The organism is Falsiroseomonas sp. E2-1-a4, assembly GCF_051433165.1.
Taxonomy (GTDB): Bacteria; Pseudomonadota; Alphaproteobacteria; order Acetobacterales; family Acetobacteraceae; genus Falsiroseomonas.
In genome coordinates this window covers 311,365-330,415 of the sequence record NZ_JBHMFS010000001.1, presented here as the reverse complement: position 1 = coordinate 330,415, position 19,051 = coordinate 311,365, and the positions used below count along the sequence as shown (strand labels likewise).

At 70.9% G+C, this 19,051-nt stretch carries 16 protein-coding genes; 5 read left to right on the top strand and 11 right to left on the bottom strand.

Features of this window, described 5'->3' with window-relative positions; genetic code table 11:
• Window positions 1-6 precede the first annotated feature (6 nt).
• The 6 genes from ACFHNC_RS01655 to ACFHNC_RS01630 form a co-directional block, all read right to left on the bottom strand.
• The gene (locus tag ACFHNC_RS01655; RefSeq protein WP_437167461.1) at window positions 7-708 is read right to left on the bottom strand and encodes a 4'-phosphopantetheinyl transferase family protein; all 702 of its coding nucleotides are present in this window, start codon (window positions 706-708) and stop codon (window positions 7-9) included.
• A 10-nt stretch (window positions 709-718) separates the two neighbouring features.
• On the bottom strand, window positions 719-1,198 hold the full coding sequence (locus tag ACFHNC_RS01650) for a sarcosine oxidase subunit gamma family protein (protein WP_437167460.1): 480 nt from the start codon (window positions 1,196-1,198) through the stop codon (window positions 719-721).
• On the bottom strand, window positions 1,191-4,085 hold the full coding sequence (locus tag ACFHNC_RS01645; protein WP_437167459.1) for a sarcosine oxidase subunit alpha family protein: 2,895 nt from the start codon (window positions 4,083-4,085) through the stop codon (window positions 1,191-1,193). Before ACFHNC_RS01645 ends, ACFHNC_RS01650 begins: the two co-directional genes overlap by 8 nt.
• The gene (locus ACFHNC_RS01640) at window positions 4,082-4,333 is read right to left on the bottom strand and encodes a sarcosine oxidase subunit delta (protein WP_437167458.1); all 252 of its coding nucleotides are present in this window, start codon (window positions 4,331-4,333) and stop codon (window positions 4,082-4,084) included. Before ACFHNC_RS01640 ends, ACFHNC_RS01645 begins: the two co-directional genes overlap by 4 nt.
• Window positions 4,333-5,583 (bottom strand): sarcosine oxidase subunit beta family protein, encoded by a 1,251-nt coding sequence (locus ACFHNC_RS01635; protein ID WP_437167457.1) that lies wholly within the window; start codon window positions 5,581-5,583, stop codon window positions 4,333-4,335. Before ACFHNC_RS01635 ends, ACFHNC_RS01640 begins: the two co-directional genes overlap by 1 nt.
• A 67-nt stretch (window positions 5,584-5,650) precedes the next feature.
• Complete coding sequence (locus ACFHNC_RS01630; protein WP_437167456.1) at window positions 5,651-8,596, bottom strand: L-glutamate gamma-semialdehyde dehydrogenase; 2,946 nt, start codon at window positions 8,594-8,596, stop codon at window positions 5,651-5,653.
• A gap of 83 nt (window positions 8,597-8,679) precedes the next feature.
• On the opposite strand from ACFHNC_RS01630, the gene ACFHNC_RS01625 reads away from it, so the two are divergent.
• Window positions 8,680-9,144 (top strand): Lrp/AsnC ligand binding domain-containing protein, encoded by a 465-nt coding sequence (locus ACFHNC_RS01625; RefSeq protein ID WP_437167455.1) that lies wholly within the window; start codon window positions 8,680-8,682, stop codon window positions 9,142-9,144.
• Window positions 9,145-9,226: 82 nt separating this feature from the next.
• Here ACFHNC_RS01625 and ACFHNC_RS01620 read toward each other — a convergent pair whose 3' ends face one another.
• Genes ACFHNC_RS01620 through ACFHNC_RS01610 form a run of 3 tightly spaced genes read right to left on the bottom strand, consistent with a single transcriptional unit; the run spans window position 9,227 to window position 12,258 of the window.
• Entirely contained in the window at window positions 9,227-10,723 is a 1,497-nt protein-coding gene (locus tag ACFHNC_RS01620) for a tripartite tricarboxylate transporter permease (RefSeq protein WP_437167454.1), read from the bottom strand.
• Window positions 10,720-11,214 (bottom strand): tripartite tricarboxylate transporter TctB family protein, encoded by a 495-nt coding sequence (locus tag ACFHNC_RS01615; protein ID WP_437167453.1) that lies wholly within the window; start codon window positions 11,212-11,214, stop codon window positions 10,720-10,722. Before ACFHNC_RS01615 ends, ACFHNC_RS01620 begins: the two co-directional genes overlap by 4 nt.
• 36 nt (window positions 11,215-11,250) lie before the next feature.
• The gene (locus ACFHNC_RS01610; protein WP_437167452.1) at window positions 11,251-12,258 is read right to left on the bottom strand and encodes a Bug family tripartite tricarboxylate transporter substrate binding protein; all 1,008 of its coding nucleotides are present in this window, start codon (window positions 12,256-12,258) and stop codon (window positions 11,251-11,253) included.
• A gap of 164 nt (window positions 12,259-12,422) precedes the next feature.
• Between ACFHNC_RS01610 and ACFHNC_RS01605 the strand changes: the two genes are divergently transcribed.
• Window positions 12,423-14,120, top strand: coding sequence for an FAD-dependent oxidoreductase (locus ACFHNC_RS01605; protein WP_437167451.1), 1,698 nt, complete (start codon window positions 12,423-12,425; stop codon window positions 14,118-14,120).
• Here ACFHNC_RS01605 and ACFHNC_RS01600 read toward each other — a convergent pair.
• The gene (locus tag ACFHNC_RS01600) at window positions 14,117-14,911 is read right to left on the bottom strand and encodes a shikimate dehydrogenase family protein (RefSeq protein WP_437167450.1); all 795 of its coding nucleotides are present in this window, start codon (window positions 14,909-14,911) and stop codon (window positions 14,117-14,119) included. The genes ACFHNC_RS01605 and ACFHNC_RS01600 overlap by 4 nt on opposite strands.
• Before the next feature lie 44 nt (window positions 14,912-14,955).
• On the opposite strand from ACFHNC_RS01600, the gene ACFHNC_RS01595 reads away from it, so the two are divergent.
• Genes ACFHNC_RS01595 through ACFHNC_RS01585 form a run of 3 tightly spaced genes read left to right on the top strand, consistent with a single transcriptional unit; the run spans window position 14,956 to window position 18,232 of the window.
• Window positions 14,956-15,738, top strand: a complete 783-nt coding sequence (locus ACFHNC_RS01595) for an IclR family transcriptional regulator (RefSeq protein WP_437167449.1) — start codon at window positions 14,956-14,958, stop codon at window positions 15,736-15,738.
• On the top strand, window positions 15,735-17,411 hold the full coding sequence (locus ACFHNC_RS01590; protein WP_437167448.1) for an FAD-dependent oxidoreductase: 1,677 nt from the start codon (window positions 15,735-15,737) through the stop codon (window positions 17,409-17,411). The genes ACFHNC_RS01595 and ACFHNC_RS01590 overlap by 4 nt, the downstream gene beginning before the upstream one ends.
• Window positions 17,408-18,232 carry a sugar phosphate isomerase/epimerase family protein gene (locus ACFHNC_RS01585; protein ID WP_437167447.1) on the top strand — a complete coding sequence of 275 codons (825 nt, stop codon included), beginning with the start codon at window positions 17,408-17,410 and terminating at the stop codon, window positions 18,230-18,232. The genes ACFHNC_RS01590 and ACFHNC_RS01585 overlap by 4 nt, the downstream gene beginning before the upstream one ends.
• Here ACFHNC_RS01585 and ACFHNC_RS01580 read toward each other — a convergent pair.
• Entirely contained in the window at window positions 18,206-19,051 is an 846-nt protein-coding gene (locus ACFHNC_RS01580; RefSeq protein WP_437167446.1) for a sugar phosphate isomerase/epimerase family protein, read from the bottom strand. The two genes, ACFHNC_RS01585 and ACFHNC_RS01580, sit on opposite strands and share 27 nt — an antisense overlap.

Below are 19,051 nucleotides of genomic sequence, written 5' to 3'. Positions count from 1 at the left end.
TCCAGGTCAGGCTGCTTCGCCTGACGATCCGGAAAATACGCTGGAATGGTTGCGGCGCAGCGCCATGGCCAGGATGTGGCCCGGCGTGGGCTGCCACTGCATCACGCGCCAGCGCGCCGTGCCGCCAGGGGCGAAGGCCAGGCAGGGCGGGTCCAGCGTGAAGCCGAAACTATCCAGGCCGGTGGCAATCCCCTCCCCCGTCGCCTTCACACAGGCTTCCTTCAACGTCCAGATCCGCAGGAAGGCCGCATGGCGCGCAGGCTGCGGAAGTGCGGCCAGCAGCGCGGCCTCGGACGGCGCAAAGTAGCGTTCGGCGAGACCCGGGCCGGCCTCGCGCCGGGACAGATCCTCCACATCCAGGCCAATATCATCCTCCGCCGCCAAGGCGCAGGCAACCAGGCTGCTGGTGTGGGACAGGCTGAAGCGCAGCCAGGGCAGGTTGTGGGCGGGGTCCAGCTCCGGCTTGCCCTGTGGACCACGGAGAAAGCGAAAGGCGGGCGCGGGCAGGCCGCCGGCCTCGGCCAGCATGGCGCGGGCCAGGGCATGCGCGGCGATATAGGCGCGGCGATCCGCCTCGAAACGGAAACGCGCGGCGGCGTCCTGCTCGGCCGCATCCAGCGTGGCGTGCCAGGCGGCCAGCGTCTGGGCATCGGCGCCGCCGGGATGCAGCCAGCGCAGGCGCACAGAGCCTCGGGTGAAGGGGGCCATGGCGCCGTGGTCAGCCGGGGTAGGGCACGGCGTCACGCTCCACCAGGCCCCGGCCACGCCCGGCGGCGCGCAGCGCGGCACACAGGGATTTGCCATAGGACCGCGCGCAGGCCAGGCGGAAGGCTTCGCCGTCGCGCCAGATCAGCAGCGGAATCTGCGCGCCCAGTGTCGCCGCCGCGGCGCCCTGCGGGAAGGCGCGCGGATGCAGGTCCAGCGCCAGGATCGTCGCCAGCGCCTCCCGCACCAGCCGGCCGCGGAGTTCGAAGACGGCGCGAGAGCCGTCCATCGCCGTGCGCTGCGCCTCGGGCACTGGCAGGGCGGCGCCGGGGGCGTGCAGGCACAGCCAGTTGCCGGGCGCGGTCCAGATCGCCGTGGCGCCCGCCACCGCCGCCCAGCCGGGGCGCTGCGGCAGGCCGGGGAGGATGTCCGCGGGGCCATGCAGCGCGGTGGCGCCGAGGGCGGTGAAGGGGCGCAGTTCCAGCTCAGCCACGGGTGCGGCCGCCTTCCGGGTCGATGAAGACGGGCGCCACCACCTCCGCCTCCCCATCATGCCCGCGCACCGGGTCATAAACCCGGATGCGCGTCCCGATCCGCGCGGCGCCGCCGGACAGCAAGGCGAGGCCGATCTGCGTCTCCAGATGCGGCGACCAGCAGCTTGCGGTGACATGGCCGAGGTCATTCGCCGTGTTCGCCACCGCGCCGATCGCCAGCAGATGCGCGCCCGTCCGCAGCCCTGCCCCGCGCAGCCCGACCAGCACCGGCCGCGCCGGATCGACCAGCGCCGGCCGTTGCGCCAGGATGCGGCCGATGAAATCCTTGCGGCGCGAGAGCATCCGGCCGAGGCCGAGATCGCCCGCCGTGGTCTGGCCGTTCATCTCGCCACCGCCGGCATGGCCCTTCTCGATCCGCAGCACGCCCAGCGCCTCCGTCCCATAGGGCACGGCGCCGGCCGCCAGCAGCCGGTCCGCCAGCGCCTCCGCCGCATCCGGCGGCACGCCGAGTTCGAAGGCCAGCTCGCCGGAAAAGGACAGGCGGTACAGCCGGCCGCGCACGCCACCGGCAAAGGTTGCCTCCGCGCAGGCCATGTGCGGCAGGGCGGCGTTGGAGAGATCGGCATCGGTGACCTGCGCCAGTACGTCGCGTGCGTGCGGCCCGGCGAGGGCGATCTGCGCCCAGGCCTCGGTGACGGACAGGATGGTGACGCCCAGTTCCGGCCGCAGCGCCTGATGCGCGTATTCCAGATGCTGCATCACCCGCGCCGCATTGGCGGTGGTGGTGGTGACGAAAAAGCGATCTTCGGCAATGCGCGCGCAGGTGCCGTCATCCAGCACAAAACCGTCCTCGCGCAGCATGATGCCGTAGCGGATGCGGCCGGGCTTCAGCGTCGCGATGTCGTTGGCATAGACGAAATCCAGCAGCGCCGCGGCACCCGGCCCCACCAGCTCGATCTTGCCGAGTGTCGAGACATCGCAGAAGCCGGCGGCCTGACGGACATGCAGAACCTCCCGGTCAACGCTGTCGCGCCAGCCGGCCTCGCCGGGGCGGGCATACCATTCGGGGCGCAGCCAGGCGCCGGTGGCGACGAAGCTGGCGCCATGACGGGCGGACCAGGCGTGCAGCGGCGTCAGGCGCGTCGGGCGGTAGTCGGGGCCGGTCTGCGCGCCGGCCAGGGCGCCGATGGTCACCGGCGTATAGGGCGGGCGGAACATCGTGGTGCCGGTCTCGGCGATGCCGCGGCCCGTCGCCTCCGCCAGGATGGCGAGGCCCACGACATTCGCCGTGCGGCCCTGGTCCGTCGCCATGCCGAGGGTGGTGTAGCGCTTGGCGTGCTCGACGCTGCGGAAACCCTCCCGCGCCGCCAGCGCGATGTCGTCGGCGGTGACGTCGTGCTGGAAATCCACGAAGGCCTTGCGGCCGGGCACATGGTACAGCGCGCGCAGGCCAGCGGGTTCATCCTCGGCGCGCGGCAGCGCCAGGGGCTGGCCCTCATGCCCGGCATCCCGCGCCGCCTGCAACCCGGCGGCGGCGCCATCGGCGAGGCAGGCAGCCAGGGTGAAGCGCCCCGCCGCGGCGCCGGCCACTGCCATGCCGGGCGGCGGCGTGCCGGGCAGGAAGGCGGCCAGCGCCTCGTCCCATCGCGGGCGGCCGCCCTGGTGGCTGGACAGGTGCAGCGTCGGATTCCAGCCGCCCGCCACGGCCAGCAGATCCGCCGCGATGCGTTCGCCTGTGTCCAGCAGCGCGGAGGCCAGGCCGAGCCGTCCGCCGGTGCCCACCACCCGCGCTCCCGCCACCACGCGCAGGCCGGGGCGGGCCGGCATGTCGCGCGGGTCCACCACCGTGACCTCCGCCCCCGCATCGCGCAGCGCGGTCGCGGTGCGCCAGCCATCATCGCCAGCGGTGAACACCACGGCGCGGTGCCCCGGCAGGACAGCGTAGCGGTGCAGGTAGCCGCGCGCGGCGGCGGCCGACATCACGCCCGGCCGGTCATTGCCCGGAAAGGCGATCGGCCGCTCCACCGCGCCGGCTGCCAGCACCACACGCCGCGCCACGATGCTCCAGCCCCTTTGGCGCGGCTGGCCCGGCGCAGGCTCGGTCAGGTGGTCCGCCACGCGCTGCACCGCGCCATAGGTGCCGTGGTCGAAGGCGCCGAAGATGGTGGTGCGGGGCAGCAGCGTGACATCGGGCAGGCTGGCCAGTTCCGCCAGCACCTGCGCCGCCCAGGCTTCGCCCGGCGCGCCATCGATCTCCGGCGCATCCGCCAGCAGCCTGCCGCCGAGCCGGAAATCCTCATCCGCCAGCACCACCCGCGCGCCGGTGCGTGCGGCGGCCAGCGCGGCCGCGAGTCCGGTGGGGCCGGCGCCCACCACCAGCACGTCGCAATGCGCGTGCATGCGCTCATACGCATCGGGATCGGGCGCCGTCGCCGCGCGGCCGAGGCCGGCGGCGCGGCGGATCAGCGGCTCATAGACCTTCTCCCAGAAGGCGGCGGGCCACATGAAGGTCTTGTAGTAGAAGCCGGCGGATAGCACCGGGCCGAACAGCCCGTTCAGCGCCATCGCGTCGAAGCGCAGGCTCGGCCAGCGGTTCTGGCTGCGCGCTGATAGCCCCTCGAACAATTCGGCGGTGGTGGCGCGGGTGTTGGGTTCCTGCCGCCCGCCGTCGCGCAATTCGACCAGCGCGTTCGGCTCCTCGCTGCCCAGCCCCCAGATGCCGCGCGGACGGTGATATTTGAACGACCGCCCGACCAGCTTCACGCCATTCGCCAGCAGCGCGGAAGCCAGCGTGTCCCCCGCATGGCCGCTATAGCTGCGTCCGTCGAAGCTGAAGCGCAGCGGCTGCGCGCGGTCGATCAGCCCACCGCTGGCAAGCCGCGTCATGGTCGGCACACCTCGGCGCTGGCGATCGCGTGCGTGCGCGTATCGCGCATTACGCGCAGCCATTGCCGGCAGCCATGGATGTGCTGCCACAGCTCCGCATGCAGCCCGGCGGGGTTGTCGCGCAGATGCAGGTAGTCGTGCCACGCCGCCATCGGCGCGTCGGCGTCGGGGCGTGGCGGCGGTGCGCTGCCAATGGTCGAGAATTCGGCCACGTCGCGTTCGCCGCAGAAGGGGCAAGAAATGCGCATCAGTGCAGGTTCGCCTGGGCGCCCGCGCCCTTCTCATCGATCACCGCACCTGTCGCGAAGCGGTCCAGCCGGAACGCCGCATTCAGCGCATGCGGCTGCCCGGTGGCGATGGTGTGCGCGAAACACCAGCCGGAGGCCGGCGTCGCCTTGAAGCCGCCATAGCACCAGCCGCAATTCAGAAAGAGTCCCTCGATCGGCGTGCGGTCGATGATCGGCGATCCATCCATCGACATGTCCATGATGCCGCCCCATTGCCGCAGATAGCGCAGCCGCGACATGGCCGGGAAAAGCTGCACCGCGCATTCCATCACATCCTGCACCACCGGCAGATTGCCGCGCTGGGCGTAGGAGTTGTAGCCATCGATATCGCCGCCAAAAACCAGCCCGCCCTTGTCCGACTGGCTGACATAAAGGTGGCCTGCGCCATAGGTCACCACCGTGTCGATCATCGGCTTCACCGCCTCCGACACGAAGGCCTGCAGCACATGGCTTTCGATCGGCAGGCGCAGCCCCGCCATCGCCGCGACGCGGGAGGTGTTGCCCGCCACCGCCAGCCCCACCCGCTTCGCGCCGATGAAGCCGCGCGTCGTCTCCGCGCCCAGCACGCGGCCGCCCTGCACACGGATGCCGGTGACCTCCGTGTTCTGCAGCAGATCCACGCCGCGGGAATCCGCCGCGCGCGCATAGCCCCAGGCCACCGCATCATGCCGCACCGTGCCGCCGCGCCGTTGCAGCAGCCCGCCCTTCACGGGGAAACGAACGCTGTCCAGGTTCAGCCCTGGCACCATGGCGCGCACCTGCGCCGCATCCAGCAGCTCCGCATCCACACCCGCCAGGCGCATCGCATTGCCGCGCCTTGCATAGGCATCCCGCTGGCTGTCCGAATGGCACAGATTCAGCACGCCGCGCTGGCTGACCATGGCGTTGTAGTTGAGGTCCTGCTCCAGCCCTTCCCATAGCTGCATGGAATGCTCGTAGAAGGGCGTGTTGCCGGGCAGCAGGTAGTTGGAGCGGATGATGGTGGTGTTGCGCCCCACATTGCCAGAGCCGAGATACCCCTTCTCCACCACCGCCACATCGGTGATGCCGTGCCGCTTCGCCAGGTAATGCGCGGTGGCCAGCCCATGCCCGCCGCCGCCGATGATCAGCGTGTCATAGGCCGGCTTCGGCGCGGGGTCGCGCCAGGCGGGGGTCCAGGACCGGTTGCCGGTCAGGGCATGGCGCAGCAGGGAAAGGGCGGAATAGCGCATCGCCGCAGCATGGCACGCAGCGGCGACATGACCTGCCTGAAAACGACATGAATCGGTCGTTCCGCGTCTATTCTCCCTCCGCCAGCAGCGCCGCATCGCCGCCCGCCGCGGCGGTGTTCACCGTCACCACCCGTTCCACCATGAAGCGCGGCAGGTAGTGCGGCCCGCCCGCCTTGGGCCCGGTGCCGGACAGTCCCTGCCCGCCGAAGGGCTGGCTGCCGACCACGGCGCCGACCATGTTGCGGTTCACATAGACATTCCCCGCCGGCACCGCCTGCGCCACCCGCACGGCAAAACCCGCGCGCCGGCTCTGCACGCCCAGCGTCAGCCCATATCCGGTGCCGCCGAGCGAGCGCAGCAGCGCCGCTTCCGTCGTGCCGCGCCAGCGCACCACATGCAGCACGGGGCCGAAGACCTCCTGCGTCAGATCCTCCACCCGGCGCAGTTCGACGATGCGCGGCGCAAGGAAATTGCCGGTTTCCGTAGTGGGATGGCGAAACACCTCCCGCGCGCCCTCCGGCAGTTTCGCGAGCCAGGCTTCGATGCGCGCCTTGGCCTGCGCGTCGATCAGCGGGCCGACATGCGTCGCCGGATCGCGCGGGTCGCCCAGTTTCAATTCACGGGCCGCGCCGGCGATCATCGCCAGCATGCGGTCCGCCGCTTCCTCCTGCACACACAACAGCCGGAGCGCGGAACAGCGCTGGCCGGCGGAGCGGAAGGCGCTGGTCAGCACATCGTCGGTCACCTGTTCCGGCAGGGCCGTCGCATCCACCACCATGGCGTTGAGCCCGCCGGTTTCCGCGATCAACGGGACGATCGGCCCATCCTTCGCCGCGATGGCGCGGTTGATGGTGCGGGCCGCCGCGGTGCTGCCGGTAAACGCGATGCCGGCAGTGGCCGGATGCGCGACCAGCGCCGCGCCCACCTCCGCACCACCCGGCACCAGCACCAGCGCATCCGCCGGCAGCCCCGCCTGCCGCAGCGCCTGTGCCGCGAGGCCCGCGATGCGCGGTGTCTGCGGCGCCGGCTTCGCCACCACGGCATTGCCCGCCACCAGCGCCGCCGCGACCTGGCCGAGGAAGATTGCCAGCGGGAAATTCCACGGCGAGATGCACAGGAACACACCGCGCCCCGACAGGCTTAGCAGATTGCTTTCGCCGACCGGGCTGGGCAGCGCCGTGGGCGTGGCGAGGCGCTCCGCCTCATTTGCGTAGAAGCGGCAGAAATCGACGGCCTCTCGCAGTTCGGACAGCGCATCATCCAGCGTGCGAAACCCTTCCTCCTGGATCGCCGCAATGAACTTTCCCCAGTCCGATTCCAGTGCATCCGCCGTGCGGCGCAGCACCGCGGCACGTTGCGCGACGGGTGTGGCGTTCCAGGCGGGGAAGGCAGCCTCGGCGCGCGCCATGGCCGTGGCGGGATCGACTGGCGGCACCTCCGCCAGCGCCGGCGCCGCATCGCGGGCGGCGACCAGCGCGGCCAGGGCGCGACGATCCCCGAACTCCACCCCCTTGCTGTTCGGGCGATCCTCGAACAGCGCGGCCGGGCGCTTCACCCGCGGATGGCGTGGTGGGCCTTCCGCCAGCGCGACGGAGGGGTGGCGCAGCAGCCGCTCCAGCGGCAGAGAGTCATCCGCCACCGCCGCGACGAAGCCGCCATTCGCGCCATTCTCCAGCAGGCGCCGCACCAGATAGGCCAGCAGATCCTCATGCACGCCGACCGGCGCATAAATCCGCAGCGCCGCATCTGGCCGCTTCTCGGCCAGCTTCGCGTAGAGCGCGCCGCCCATGCCGTGCAGGCGCTGGAACTCGAAACGATCGGTGCCCACACCCTTCGCCGCCGCCAGTGCCAGCGCCTCCGCGATGCTCGCCGCATTATGGGTCGCAAGCTGCGGAAAGAGTCGGCCCTGTCTCGCCACATCGAGCAGTGCGTCCGCCTGGGTCAGCCAGGCGAGGTCGGTCGCCGCCTTGCGGGTCCAGACCGGGAAATCATCGAGGCCCCGTTCCTGCGCGCGCTTGACCTCCGCATCCCAGTACGCGCCCTTTACCAGCCTCACCATCAGCCGCCGCCCGGTCGCCGCGGACCTGTCCGCGAGCCACCCCACCACCGCGCCCGCCCGCTTCTGATAGGCCTGCACGGCAAGGCCAAGCCCTTCCCAGCCGGCGAGCGATCGCTCCGTCAGCAGCTTGTCAAAAACCTCCAGCGGCAGCTCCAGCCGGTCCGCTTCCTCGGCATCCAGCGTCAGGTTCAGATCATGCGCCCGCGCCGCTTGCGCCAGTTCAATCAGATCCGGCACAAGCTCCGCCATCACCCGGTCCCGCGACACCGCCTCATACCGCGGATGAATAGCGGACAGCTTGACGGACAGGCCCGGCCGCTGCGGCAGGCTGCCCTGCGCCGCGCGGCCGATCGCCGCGCAGGCGGCGTGATAGGCGCCCAGATATTTTCGGGCATCCGCCGCACTGCGCGCGCCCTCCCCCAGCATGTCATAGGAATACCGCGTGCCCTTGGCGGAACGGCCGAGCGCATCGGCGATGTTCTCGCCCAGCACGAACTGACCGCCCATCAGCCGCACCGCCTGCCGCGCCGCCTGCCGCACCGCCGGCACGCCGAGCCGCCGCGCCATCGGCGCCAGCACGCCACCCGGCGTCTCGCCACGCCCAACCAGTCGCGCCCCCATGGCAAGCGCCCAGCCGGAGGCGGCGGAGGCAAAACCCTCCGCATGGTGGCGCCAGTCGCCCTCGGCCAGCTTCTCCGCGATCAGCGCATCAGCCGTCGCGTCATCCGGCACGCGCAGCAGCGCCTCCGCCAGCGCCATCAGGGCCAGGCCCTCGCGGGTGGAAAGCGGCCAGCCGCGCAGGATTTCCTCCACCGCCAGCGGCCCACCGCCATCGCGGGCGGCCTGCGCCAGGGCCAGCGCCAGCGGCGCCGCCTCCGGCCGGGGGGTGGGGGCGGCGGCAAGCAGCGCGGCGCGCGCGGCTTCCTCGGAGGGGGCATAGGGGGCTTGGAACATGGCGCGCAGCATGCCGTGCCGGCGGCCGTGGATGGAGCGGGAATTTTGGTCTTATAACCGCCGGATCAACGGCGGAACGCTCCATGGACGACGAAATCGACCGCATCGACCGCCGCCTGCTGGCGCTGTTGCAACGGGATGGGCGGGCCACGGTGGCGGAGCTTGCCGCCCGGATCGGCCTGTCCCCCTCCGCCGCCTCCGAGCGTCTGCGGCGGCTCCAGGCCCAGGGCTTCATCACCGGCTGGGGTGCACGGCTGGATGCGGCGCGGATCGGGCTCGGCCTGCTGGTCTTCGTCGAGATCAGCCTGGACCATACCACCCCCGACGCCTTCGACCGCTTCGCCATCGCCGTGAAGCGGGTGCCGGAGGTTCTGGAATGCCACATGGTTGCCGGCGGCTTCGACTATCTGGTGAAGGCGCGGGTGCGGGACATGGCGGCGTATCGCCGCTTTCTCGGCGACGTGCTGCTCAGCCTGCCCGGCGTGAAGTCCAGCCACACCTATGCGGTGATCGAGGAGGTGATCGCGGAGGCGCCGCTGCCGGTCTGAGGTTCAACCGCCGATCTACCCGACCTGCGGCCGCCTGCGCTCAGGCGAGCCAAGGCCCTGGAGGGCGGCCCGGCGCCTGGCGTTAGCCGCGCAGCCGGCGCCACAGGGCCCGCAGCGGCACCTGGCTCAGCAACAGGAAGGCCATGAAGGCCATCAGCCCCAGGGTCAGCGGGCTGGCCACCGCCTCCTCCACCAGGAAGCCTAGGTCATCCCCCACCGAGATCACCGCACGCCGCCAGGACACGTCGATCAAGGGCCCCAGGATCATGCCCAGGATCACCGGCCCCACCTGGAAGCCGTACATCTTCAGCAGATAGCCGAAGACCCCGAAGCCCAGCATGAAATACACATCCACCACGCTGTTCTGAATGGAATAGGTGCCCACCACGGACAGCACCAGGATCAGCGGAATCAGCACGGAGGGCGGGCATTCCACCAGCTTGGCGAAGGCGCGGATTCCCGTCAGGCCGAAGACCAGCAGGAAGATGTTGGCCAGCGCCAGATTGCCGACGGTGAACCAGAACAGATGCGGCGTCTCGATCATCAGCATCGGGCCGGGCTTCAGCCCGTGGATGAACAGCGCACCGAGGATCACCGCCGTCACCGCATCACCAGGGATGCCCAGCGTCAGCATCGGCACATAGGCGCCACCCACCGCGGCGTTGTTCGCCGATTCCGGCGCGATCAACCCCTCATAGGCCCCCTCGCCAAAGGGGCGGGACGGGTTCTTCACCGTGCGCTTCGCCTGGTCATAGGCCATCAGCGCCGCGATATCGCCGCCCGTGCCCGGCAGCGCGCCGATCACCACGCCGATCAACGAACTCCGCAGCGACAGCGGCAGGTACTTCCGGATCAGCCGCCAGGGCGGGATGATTCGGGACACATCCTGCTTCACCGGCTTGATGCGCAGATTGTGCAGCTGCACCAGCGCCTCCGACACGCCGAAGAAGCCGATCATGGCGGCGACATAGGGAATGCCGGCCATCAGCTGCACGGTGCCGAGGGTGAAGCGCCCCTCCGCCGTCATCGGGTCCAGCCCCACCATGCCGAGCGCGATGCCCAGCGCCCCGGCGAACAACCCCTTGGCGAGCGATTCTCCGGACAGCGTGCCCACCAGCAGCAGCCCCATCACCGCCAGCAGCAGGTAGTCCCTCGGCGCGAACAGCAGCGCGAACTCGGAAATCACCGGGGCCGCCACCGCCAGCGCGATCACGCCGATGAAGCCGCCGAGCACCGACATCACCGTGGACAGCCCGATCGCCACCCCGGCCTCCCCGCGCCTCGCCAGCGGGTAGCCATCGAGTGCGGAGGCGATGGCCGCCGGTGCGCCGGGAATATTCAGCAGGATGGCGGAGCGTGATCCGCCATAGACGCCGCCGGTGAAGACGCCCGCGATCAGCGCCAGCGCCGCATTCACCTCCCAGGCAAAGGTAAAGGAGATCAGGATGGAGGCCGCCATGGTGACGGACAGGCCGGGAATGGCGCCGATATATATGCCCGCCAGCGTGCCCGCCGCCGTCAGCATCAGCAGGGAGGGATCCAGCCAGGACAGCAGGAAGAAGCCCATCTGCTCCGTCACAGCAGCCACCCCGGCGGCAAGACGCTGCGCAACAGCCAGCCCTGCGGCAGCACCACGGTGAAGACCATGCGGAACACCACATGCACAGCGACCACGGAGACCAGCGCCACCAGCAGCGCGAAGCCCAGCCCGCCGCGCCGCAGATACAGGATCAGCGCGGACAGGAAGGCGAAGGTTGCGATGTGGAAGCCGATCGGCTCCAGCAGCGCCATGTAGAGGCCGATCATCAGCACGGAGAGCGCGACGTCGCGCGGCGCGATGCGCGTGGCGAAGCCTGCCTCCGTTGGGACAAGGGTGCGGGTCCGCAGGATGATGAGAAGCGCCGAAAGCGCCATGACCACGCCGGCCGCCAGCGGCGTGATGCCCGGCGCGCTCACCTCCTCGAAGCCCCGCAACCGCTGGCCCTCCGCCATCACGGCCAGGCTCATCAACAGCAGCACATAGCCGAACAGGGTCTCGCCCGGCTCCCGCCGCCGGCGCTGGTCATGCATCAAGAACTCCTTGCCAGCGGCGGCGTGCGGATCGCGTCAGGACGGGCGCGGGATGTTCAGCGTCGCCGGGTCGGTGCGCGCGGCGCCGGCCTCCTGCAGGATCCAGGCGGTGACGGATTGCCAGCGGGCGAGGAAGGCCTCGGCCTCGGCGCCGGAGGTGTTCATCACCACATTGCCGTTGCCGGTCATCAACTGGGTGAATTGCGGGTTCGCCGTGCCGGTACGGAAGGCCGCCACCAGCTTCTCCCGCGCCGCATCCGGAATGTCCTTCTTCGCCCAGACGCCGTAGAAGGACCCCCACGGCATCAGCCGCGCCAGTTCCGGGAAATCCGCCGTCGCGGGCGGCACGTTGGGCAGGCTCGGCAGCGGCGTCTCGTTGAACACGGCCAGCGCCTTCACGCGGCCGGCGCGCACATGCTCCGCCACCGCGCCGGAGCCCACCGTCATCCAATCCGCATGCCCGCCCTGCAACGCCGTCAGCCCCGGGCCCTCGCCATCGAAGGGCACCGAGATGTGGCGGAAGGCGCCGGTGGAGGCGATCATGGTGGAGACGACATGCGCCTGGCCGCCCGGGCCGGTGCTGGCCATGCGGATGCGACCAGGGTTGCGCTTCATGTCATCCACAAGCTCCTTCAGCGTGTTCCAGGGCTTGTCCTTGTTCGCCACGATCACCGGCACGCTGCGCGCCAGCAGGCAGATCGGCGTGAAATTGGTGTAGTCGAGCTGGGAGATGTTCAGCACCTTGTACAGCAGCGGATTCTCCGCCCCGTACAGCAGCGTGTAGCCATCCGATGGCAGGCCATGCACATAGGTCAGCCCGATCGCGCCGGTGCCGCCGGTGCGGTTCTGCAGCACGATCTTCTGGCCGAGCGCCGCTTCAACATGCGGCGTCACCGCGCGCCCGGTGACATCCGTGGCGCCGCCGGCGCCCCACTGGATCACGCCGAGCAGGTCGCGCGCCGGAAAGGCCTGGGCGCGGGCCGCGGTAGCGCCCAGCAGCGGCGCGGCCGCAAGCCCACCGAGCAACATCCTGCGATGCATCATGGTTCTTTTCCCCCCTTTGGTGGCGTCTTCGTTTCCTGGACGCAGGCTGGCACGGCTGGCCGCGTCTTTCCAGACGGGGCGCTGCACCTACGGCGGCACGCTACTGGAATTGCATTCCAGAATGGAACCCCCTAACGATTCCGGCAATCGGGTGGGAACAGCGCATGCACCAGGCTCTCGGCCAGTTGCCGGAGGATGCGGAGTACGACCTCATCGTGCTCGGCGCCGGCGGTGCCGGCATGGCGGCGGCGCTGTTCGCGGCGCTGGATGGGCTGCGCGTGCTGCTGGTGGAGCGCACGGAATTCCTGGGCGGCACCACCGCGCTGTCCGCCGCCACCACCTGGATTCCCAACACGCAGCACGCCGTGGAAGGCGACAGCCCCGCCCAGGCGGCCGAATTCCTCGACCACGCCGTGGGCAATCATGCCAGCCGGGCGCTGCGCCAGGCCTTCCTGGATGCCGGCCCGCAGGCCATCGCCCGGCTGGAGGCGGAGACACAGGTCAAATTCCGCGCCCGCCCGCTGCACCCGGACTACATCCAGGAAATCCCCGGGGCGACGCTGCGCGGCCGGGCGCTGGAGCCGCTGCCCTTCGATGGCCGCAAGCTCGGCACGCTATTCCCGCTGCTGCGACCGCCGATCCCGGAGTTCACCATTCTTGGCGGCATGATGGTGGACCGCGACGATATCGGCCATCTGCTCGGCCTGCGGAAATCCTGGCGCTCCGCCCGCCACGCGCTCGGCCTGCTGACGCGCCATGCGTCGGACCGGCTGCGCCACAGGCGCGGCACGCGGCTGGTGATGGGCAATGCGCTGGTCGGACGGCTGCTGCATGAGCTGGCGCGGCGCGGCGTGGACATGCTGACCGAGACGAAGACGGAAGCCCTGCTGCGCGACGGCGCCCGAATCACCGGCCTGATGCTGCACCAGCACGGCACAAGGCGGCAGGTGCGAACGCGGCGCGGCGTAGTGCTGGCCACCGGCGGCTTCGGCCGGCACCCGACACGGCGGGCGGAGATGCTGCACACGCCGACCCCCGCCCACAGCCCCGCCGCCCCCGGCCATACCGGGGAGATGCACGATTTGGCGCTCGCCATCGGCGCCCGCTACGGGGAGGGCGGGATGGACAACGCCTTCTGGGCGCCGGTCTCCACCCGGACCCGCGCCGATGGCAGCACCGCCGTCTTCCCGCATTTCGTGCTGGACCGCGGCAAGCCCGGCACCGTCGCCGTCAATGCCGCCGGCCGCCGCTTCGTCAATGAGGCGACCAGCTACCACCTGTTCGCCCGCGCCATGTTTGCCAGCCACGCCACGGTGCCGACCATTCCCTGCTTCCTGGTCGCGGATGCAGTTGCGCTGCGGAAATACGGCCTGGGCATGGTGCGCCCCGGCGGAAGCGGCCTGGCGCCTTACCTTGCGGATGGCTACCTGACCGAAGCGCCGACGCTGGAGGCGCTGGCGGCAAAGCTCGGCGTGGAGGCGGCCGGGCTGGCGCAGACCGTGGCGACGATGAACCGCTACGCCGCAAGCGGGGAAGACCCCGAATTCGGCCGCGGCAGCACCGCCTATCACCGCGCCAATGGCGATGCCGCGCAGCAGCCGAACCCCAATCTCGGCCCCATCGCCATGCCGCCCTTCTACGCGGTGCGCTTGCTGCCCGGCGATATCGGCGCGGCGACCGGGCTGGTCACGGATGTCCACGCGCAGGTGCTGGATGAGGCGAACCAGCCGATCGGCGGCCTCTATGCCGTGGGCAACGACATGCATTCGATCATGGGCGGCGCCTATCCCGGGCCGGGCATTACCATCGGGCCCGGGATCACCTTCGGCTTCCTCGCCGCGCGCCATGCGGCTCAGGGTTAGGTATGCAGCAGGAAATCCACCATCATGGAGCGGCCGGCGGCGAACATGCCGATGCCGGTCTGTGTGCCGCAGCCCAGCGCGCGGGCGGCGGTGAGCAGGGGCGTGACCTCCGGGCTGGTGATGACCTCACCCACGAACATCGCCGGCGTCAGCCGATCCGCACGCAGCGGCAGCGCATCGCCGGGCTTCATGCCGGCCGGCGTGGCGTTGGCGATCAGATCGTAGCCGGTGGGATCATCGCTGCCCGCCACCAGCTTCGCCGCGCCACGCCCGGCAAGGCGCCCCAGCAGACGGTCCCGCCGCGCCGTATCGGCATCATGGATCGCGAGTTCCGACACGCCCGCTTCCAGCAGCGCCAGCGCGATGGCGGTGCCGGCGCCGCCCGCGCCGACCATCAGGGCGCGCTTGCCCTCCGGCACGCAGCCGGCCTGGCGGATGCCGCCGACGAAGGCGACGCCATCCGTCATGTCGCCATGCCAGGTGCCATCCGCGTTGCGGCGCATGATGTTCACCGATTGCAGGAAGCCCGCGCGATCCGTGGTGCTGGCGCAATGGGCGAAGGCGCTGAATTTATGCGGCACCGTCACGACGATGCCATCCAGGTTCCCGGCCAGCGACACGCCCCGGATGAAATCATCCATCGCCGCCACCGAAACCTGCGCCGGCACCAGCACCGCATCGCGCGCCCGTGCCGCGAAATCCCGCGTGATGCCGCCGGGCGACTGCACCTGCGCGATCGGGTCACCGATGATGATGAAAAGCCGCGTGGCACCGCTGAGGGCTTCGAGCATGTTGGTTTCCTCCTGTCCCCGCAGCTAGCCACGGCGCGCGCGCCATGACCACCGTGCTCGCCCGGTCCCTGCGGCTGCTGGAGGCGCTGTCCCGTGCGCCGGAGGGTCTGCCGCTGGCGGTGCTGGCGGACCGGCTGGCGATGCCGCGCAGCGCCGCGCACCGGCTGCTGACGGAGCTGGCGCGGCAGGGCTATGTCCGCCAGGGCCAGGATGGCGGGCCCTATGCGCTCAGCCTGAAGCTGGTGAGCCTCGGCCTGACCTTCCTGGCGGAATCCGGCATCCCGGACATCGCCCAGCCGGTGCTGGACCGCCTGGCGACGGAAACCGGGGAACTGGTTCGCCTCGGCGTCATACGCGACGGCCGCCTGGTCTGGGTGGCCAAGGCGCAGGGCGCGCGGTCCGGGCTGCGCTACGACCCCGACAATGGCGCGGAAGCGCATCTGGCCTCCACCGCCAATGGCCAGGCCTGGCTGGCGACGCTGCCGGAGGCGGAGGCGCTGGCCCTTGTCACCGCGCAGGGTTTCGGCGAGGCCGCGCAGCTCGGCCCCCAGGCGCCGCGCGACGTGCCCGCCCTGCTGGCGCGGCTGGAGGAGGCGCGGCGGCAAGGGTTTGCCTGCGTCACCGAAAGCAGTGCGCCGGGCACCGCCGCCCTCGCCGCCGTGGTGCGTGCGCCGCCGGGCCAGGCGATCGGCGTGGTCAGCATCGCCGGCCCGGCCTCCCGCCTCGATGCCGCGCGCATGGCGGCGCTGGGGCCGGCGCTGCTGGTGGCGGCGGCGGAACTGGCGCAGGCGAGCCATGCCTCCCCGCTGCTGCGCGCCGCGCCATGAGTGAGGATTGCGACGTGCTCGTCATCGGCTCCGGCGCCGGCGGGCTGGCCACGGCGGTGACGGCGGCCTTCCACGGGCTGCGCGTGGTGGTGGCGGAGAAGGCGCCGGTGTTCGGCGGCACCACCGCCTGGTCCGGCGGCTGGATGTGGGTGCCGCGCAACCCGCTCGCCATCGCCGCTGGCATCATCGAGGATGTGTCCGAGCCACGAACCTATCTGCGGCACGAACTCGGCAACCAGTTCGACGCGGCGAAGGTGAAGGCCTTCCTGCACGCGGCGCCGCGCATGGTGGAATTCTTCGCGGACCACACCGCGGTGCAGTTCATTGCCGGCAATGCCATCCCGGATTTCCATGGCGACACGCCGGGGGCGGCAACCGGCGGGCGTTCCGTCTGCGCCGCGCCCTTCGATGGCCGGGCGCTCGGGCCGCTGGTGCAGCGGCTGCGGCCGCCATTGGCGGAGCTCAGCCTGGCCGGCATGGGCATCGCCTCCGGCGAGGATCTGCGGCGCTTCATGACGGCGACACGCTCCCCGCGATCCGCCCTGCATGCGGCGCGGCGCCTGGTGCGGCATGGCTGGGACCGGCTGCGTCATGGGCGCGGGATGCATCTGGTGAACGGCAATGCGCTGGCCGCGAGGCTGCTGAAATCCGCCCAGGATCTCGGCGTGGCGCTGTGGGAATCGGCGCCCGCGGAAGGCCTGCTGATGCAGGATGGCGCGGTGCGTGGCGCCGTGTTGCGGCGTGGCGGCGTGGCCGTGCCCGTCACCGCGCGATGCGGCGTGGTGCTGGCCTGTGGCGGCTTCCCGCATGAGGCGGACCGCATCCGCGCCATGTTCCCGCATGCCCCGAACGGCGCGCATTTCTCCGCCGCACCGCGCGGCAATGCGGGCGATGGGCTGCGGCTGGGGGAGTCCGCGGGCGGCGCCGTGGCGCGGGATTTCCCGGATGCCGGCGCCTGGGCGCCTGTCTCCCGCGTGCCGCATGCCGATGGGACGGCGGGCCACTTCCCGCATCTGGTGGAGCGCGGCAAGCCGGGCGTCATCGCCGTCACCGCGCGCGGTGTGCGCTTCACCAATGAGGCGCGCGCCTATCACGACATGATGCGCGGCCTGTTCGCCGCGGTGCAGCCGCCGGAGGAAGTGTGCTGCTGGCTGATTTGCGACCACCGATTCCTGCGCCGCTACGGCCTCGGCTTCGTCAAGCCGGCACCGCTGCCGATCGGCGCGCATCTGCGCTCCGGCTATCTGCAACGCGGCGCGAGCCTGGCGGAACTGGCCGCCGCCTGCGGCATCGATGGCGCGGCGCTGGAGGCCACCGTCGCGCGCTACAACGGCCCGGCCAGGAACGGCGAGGACCCGGAATTCGGCCGCGGTTCCACGCCCTATGAACGCATGCAGGGCGAAGCCGGGCGCTGCAACGCGCCGATCGACCGCGGCCCCTTCTACGCCGTGAAGATCGTGCCCGGCAGCCTCGGCACCTTCGCCGGGCTGCGGACGGATGCGGCGGCGCGGGTGCTGGATGCGGCGGGCGCGCAGATCCCGGGCCTCACCGCCGTGGGCAACGACATGGCGAGCATGATGGGCGGGCATTATCCCGCCGGCGGCATCACCCTCGGCCCCGCCATGACCTTTGGCTGGATCGCCGGCCGCCGACTCGCGGGGATCGAGACATGACGCATCGCCTCGGCCTCGCCCAGCTCACATTGATGGAGACACCACCGCCGGAGTTGATCTCCATCGCCGCGGAGGCCGGCGCCGATTGCGTCGGCATCCGCATGATCCCGGTGCTGCCGGACACGCCCTTCTACCCGCTGATGACGGATGCGCCGCTGCTGCGGGAAACGCTGCGGCGCATCGCGGATACCGGCGTGCAGGTCTTCGACATCGAGATTGTCCGCATTGAGCCGGAGACCGATATCGCCGCCTTCACATCCTTCTTCGAAACCGGCGCCAGGCTCGGCGCCAAGGCCATCCTGGTCGCGGCCTATGACAAGGAACCGGCGCGGCTCGCCGACAGCTACGCCCGCTTCTGCGACGCCGCCGCACCCTATGGCCTGACGGCGGACCTCGAATTCATGCCCTGGACCGCGGTGCCGGATGTGCGGGCGGCGGTGGCGCTGCTGGCGCAGGTGGAGCGGCCGAATGCCGGCATCCTGGTGGACCCGATCCACTTCGACCGCAGCGGCAGCACGCTGGCGGACCTCGCCACGATTCGCCCGGACTGGTTGCACTACTGGCAACTCTGCGACGCCCCCGCCGCGCAGCCCGCCAGCCTGGAGGATCTGCTGCACCAGGCCCGCGCCGAACGGCTGCGGCCAGGCCAGGGCGGGCTGGACCTGGCGGCTCTGATCCGCGCCATGCCGGCGCATCTGCCGATCAGCCTGGAGGTGCCGGAGGCGGCGCTGGCGCTGCGCGTCCCGGCGCGGGCGCGCGGCGTGTCGATGGTGCGGGAGGCGCGGGCCTTCCTGTCACACCACGCTGCGCAACCACTTTAAACTGCGCGCGATCTGCGGTTCCTCCTCCTCGCCATAGGCGGGGGCGAGGTAGTCGATCTCCAGCGCCAGCAACCCCGTATAGTGCGCGGCGCGCAGATGGCCGAGCACCGCCTCGATATCCACCAGCCCCACATCCAGCGGCACGCTCGGCCAGAAGGCGAAGCTGCGCGGGTCGCCGCGCTGGGTGGTGATGTTCTTCACATGCGTGGCACGGGTATAGGGCGCCAGCTTCGCCGCCACCGCCACCGGCTCCTCGAACATCCGCAAATTGTTCGCGGTATCCAGGCAGACGCCGAGGCCGGGGCTGTCCACCGCCTGCATGATCTCCACCATCTCATCCGCCAGCAGATCGATGTGGTTCTCCACCGCCAGCACCACGCCCTGCCGCGCCGCCGCCTCCGCCAAGGGTTGCAGCATCGGGACGAGTTTTCCCTTGTGCTGCGCCCAATCGAGCGGGCGCGTGCGGCGGCTGCCGGCGCAGATCCGCATCACCGTGGCGCCGACGCGCTTCGCGATGCCGATATGGCGCAGCAGATCCTCGGCGGCCGCTTCGTCGGTGCCGGAGCGCAGCCCATCCGGATGCCCCCAGGCCCAGACCGGCTCCATGCCGAGTTCCGCCACACGATCCGCCAGCCGGCCGAGCGTCGCGTCATCTTCCGGGATGTACACGGCCTCCAGCGAAACGCCTTCCACACCGTGGCCCTGCGCGATGTCGAGAAAGTCGAACACGTCGATGCGGCGGCCGGGGTCGCGTTGCAGCCCCTCATACCAATCGCCGAAATAGCGGTGGTAGCAGTAGCTATCGATGCCGATCCGCAT

What these genes read in the sequence shown, in the direction of transcription:
- ACFHNC_RS01645 (WP_437167459.1), bottom strand. Translation starts at nt 4,085, where the DNA reads ATGACGCGGCTTGCCAGCGGTGGGCTGATCGACCGCGCGCAGCCGCTG.
- ACFHNC_RS01595 (WP_437167449.1), top strand. Translation starts at nt 14,956, where the DNA reads ATGACCACCGTGCTCGCCCGGTCCCTGCGGCTGCTGGAGGCGCTGTCC.
- ACFHNC_RS01615 (WP_437167453.1), bottom strand. Translation starts at nt 11,214, where the DNA reads ATGCATGACCAGCGCCGGCGGCGGGAGCCGGGCGAGACCCTGTTCGGC.
- ACFHNC_RS01630 (WP_437167456.1), bottom strand. Translation starts at nt 8,596, where the DNA reads ATGTTCCAAGCCCCCTATGCCCCCTCCGAGGAAGCCGCGCGCGCCGCG.
- ACFHNC_RS01590 (WP_437167448.1), top strand. Translation starts at nt 15,735, where the DNA reads ATGAGTGAGGATTGCGACGTGCTCGTCATCGGCTCCGGCGCCGGCGGG.
- ACFHNC_RS01585 (WP_437167447.1), top strand. Translation starts at nt 17,408, where the DNA reads ATGACGCATCGCCTCGGCCTCGCCCAGCTCACATTGATGGAGACACCA.
- ACFHNC_RS01605 (WP_437167451.1), top strand. Translation starts at nt 12,423, where the DNA reads ATGCACCAGGCTCTCGGCCAGTTGCCGGAGGATGCGGAGTACGACCTC.
- ACFHNC_RS01635 (WP_437167457.1), bottom strand. Translation starts at nt 5,583, where the DNA reads ATGCGCTATTCCGCCCTTTCCCTGCTGCGCCATGCCCTGACCGGCAAC.
- ACFHNC_RS01610 (WP_437167452.1), bottom strand. Translation starts at nt 12,258, where the DNA reads ATGATGCATCGCAGGATGTTGCTCGGTGGGCTTGCGGCCGCGCCGCTG.
- ACFHNC_RS01655 (WP_437167461.1), bottom strand. Translation starts at nt 708, where the DNA reads ATGGCCCCCTTCACCCGAGGCTCTGTGCGCCTGCGCTGGCTGCATCCC.
- ACFHNC_RS01580 (WP_437167446.1), bottom strand. Translation starts at nt 19,051, where the DNA reads ATGCGGATCGGCATCGATAGCTACTGCTACCACCGCTATTTCGGCGAT.
- ACFHNC_RS01600 (WP_437167450.1), bottom strand. Translation starts at nt 14,911, where the DNA reads ATGCTCGAAGCCCTCAGCGGTGCCACGCGGCTTTTCATCATCATCGGT.
- ACFHNC_RS01625 (WP_437167455.1), top strand. Translation starts at nt 8,680, where the DNA reads ATGGACGACGAAATCGACCGCATCGACCGCCGCCTGCTGGCGCTGTTG.
- ACFHNC_RS01640 (WP_437167458.1), bottom strand. Translation starts at nt 4,333, where the DNA reads ATGCGCATTTCTTGCCCCTTCTGCGGCGAACGCGACGTGGCCGAATTC.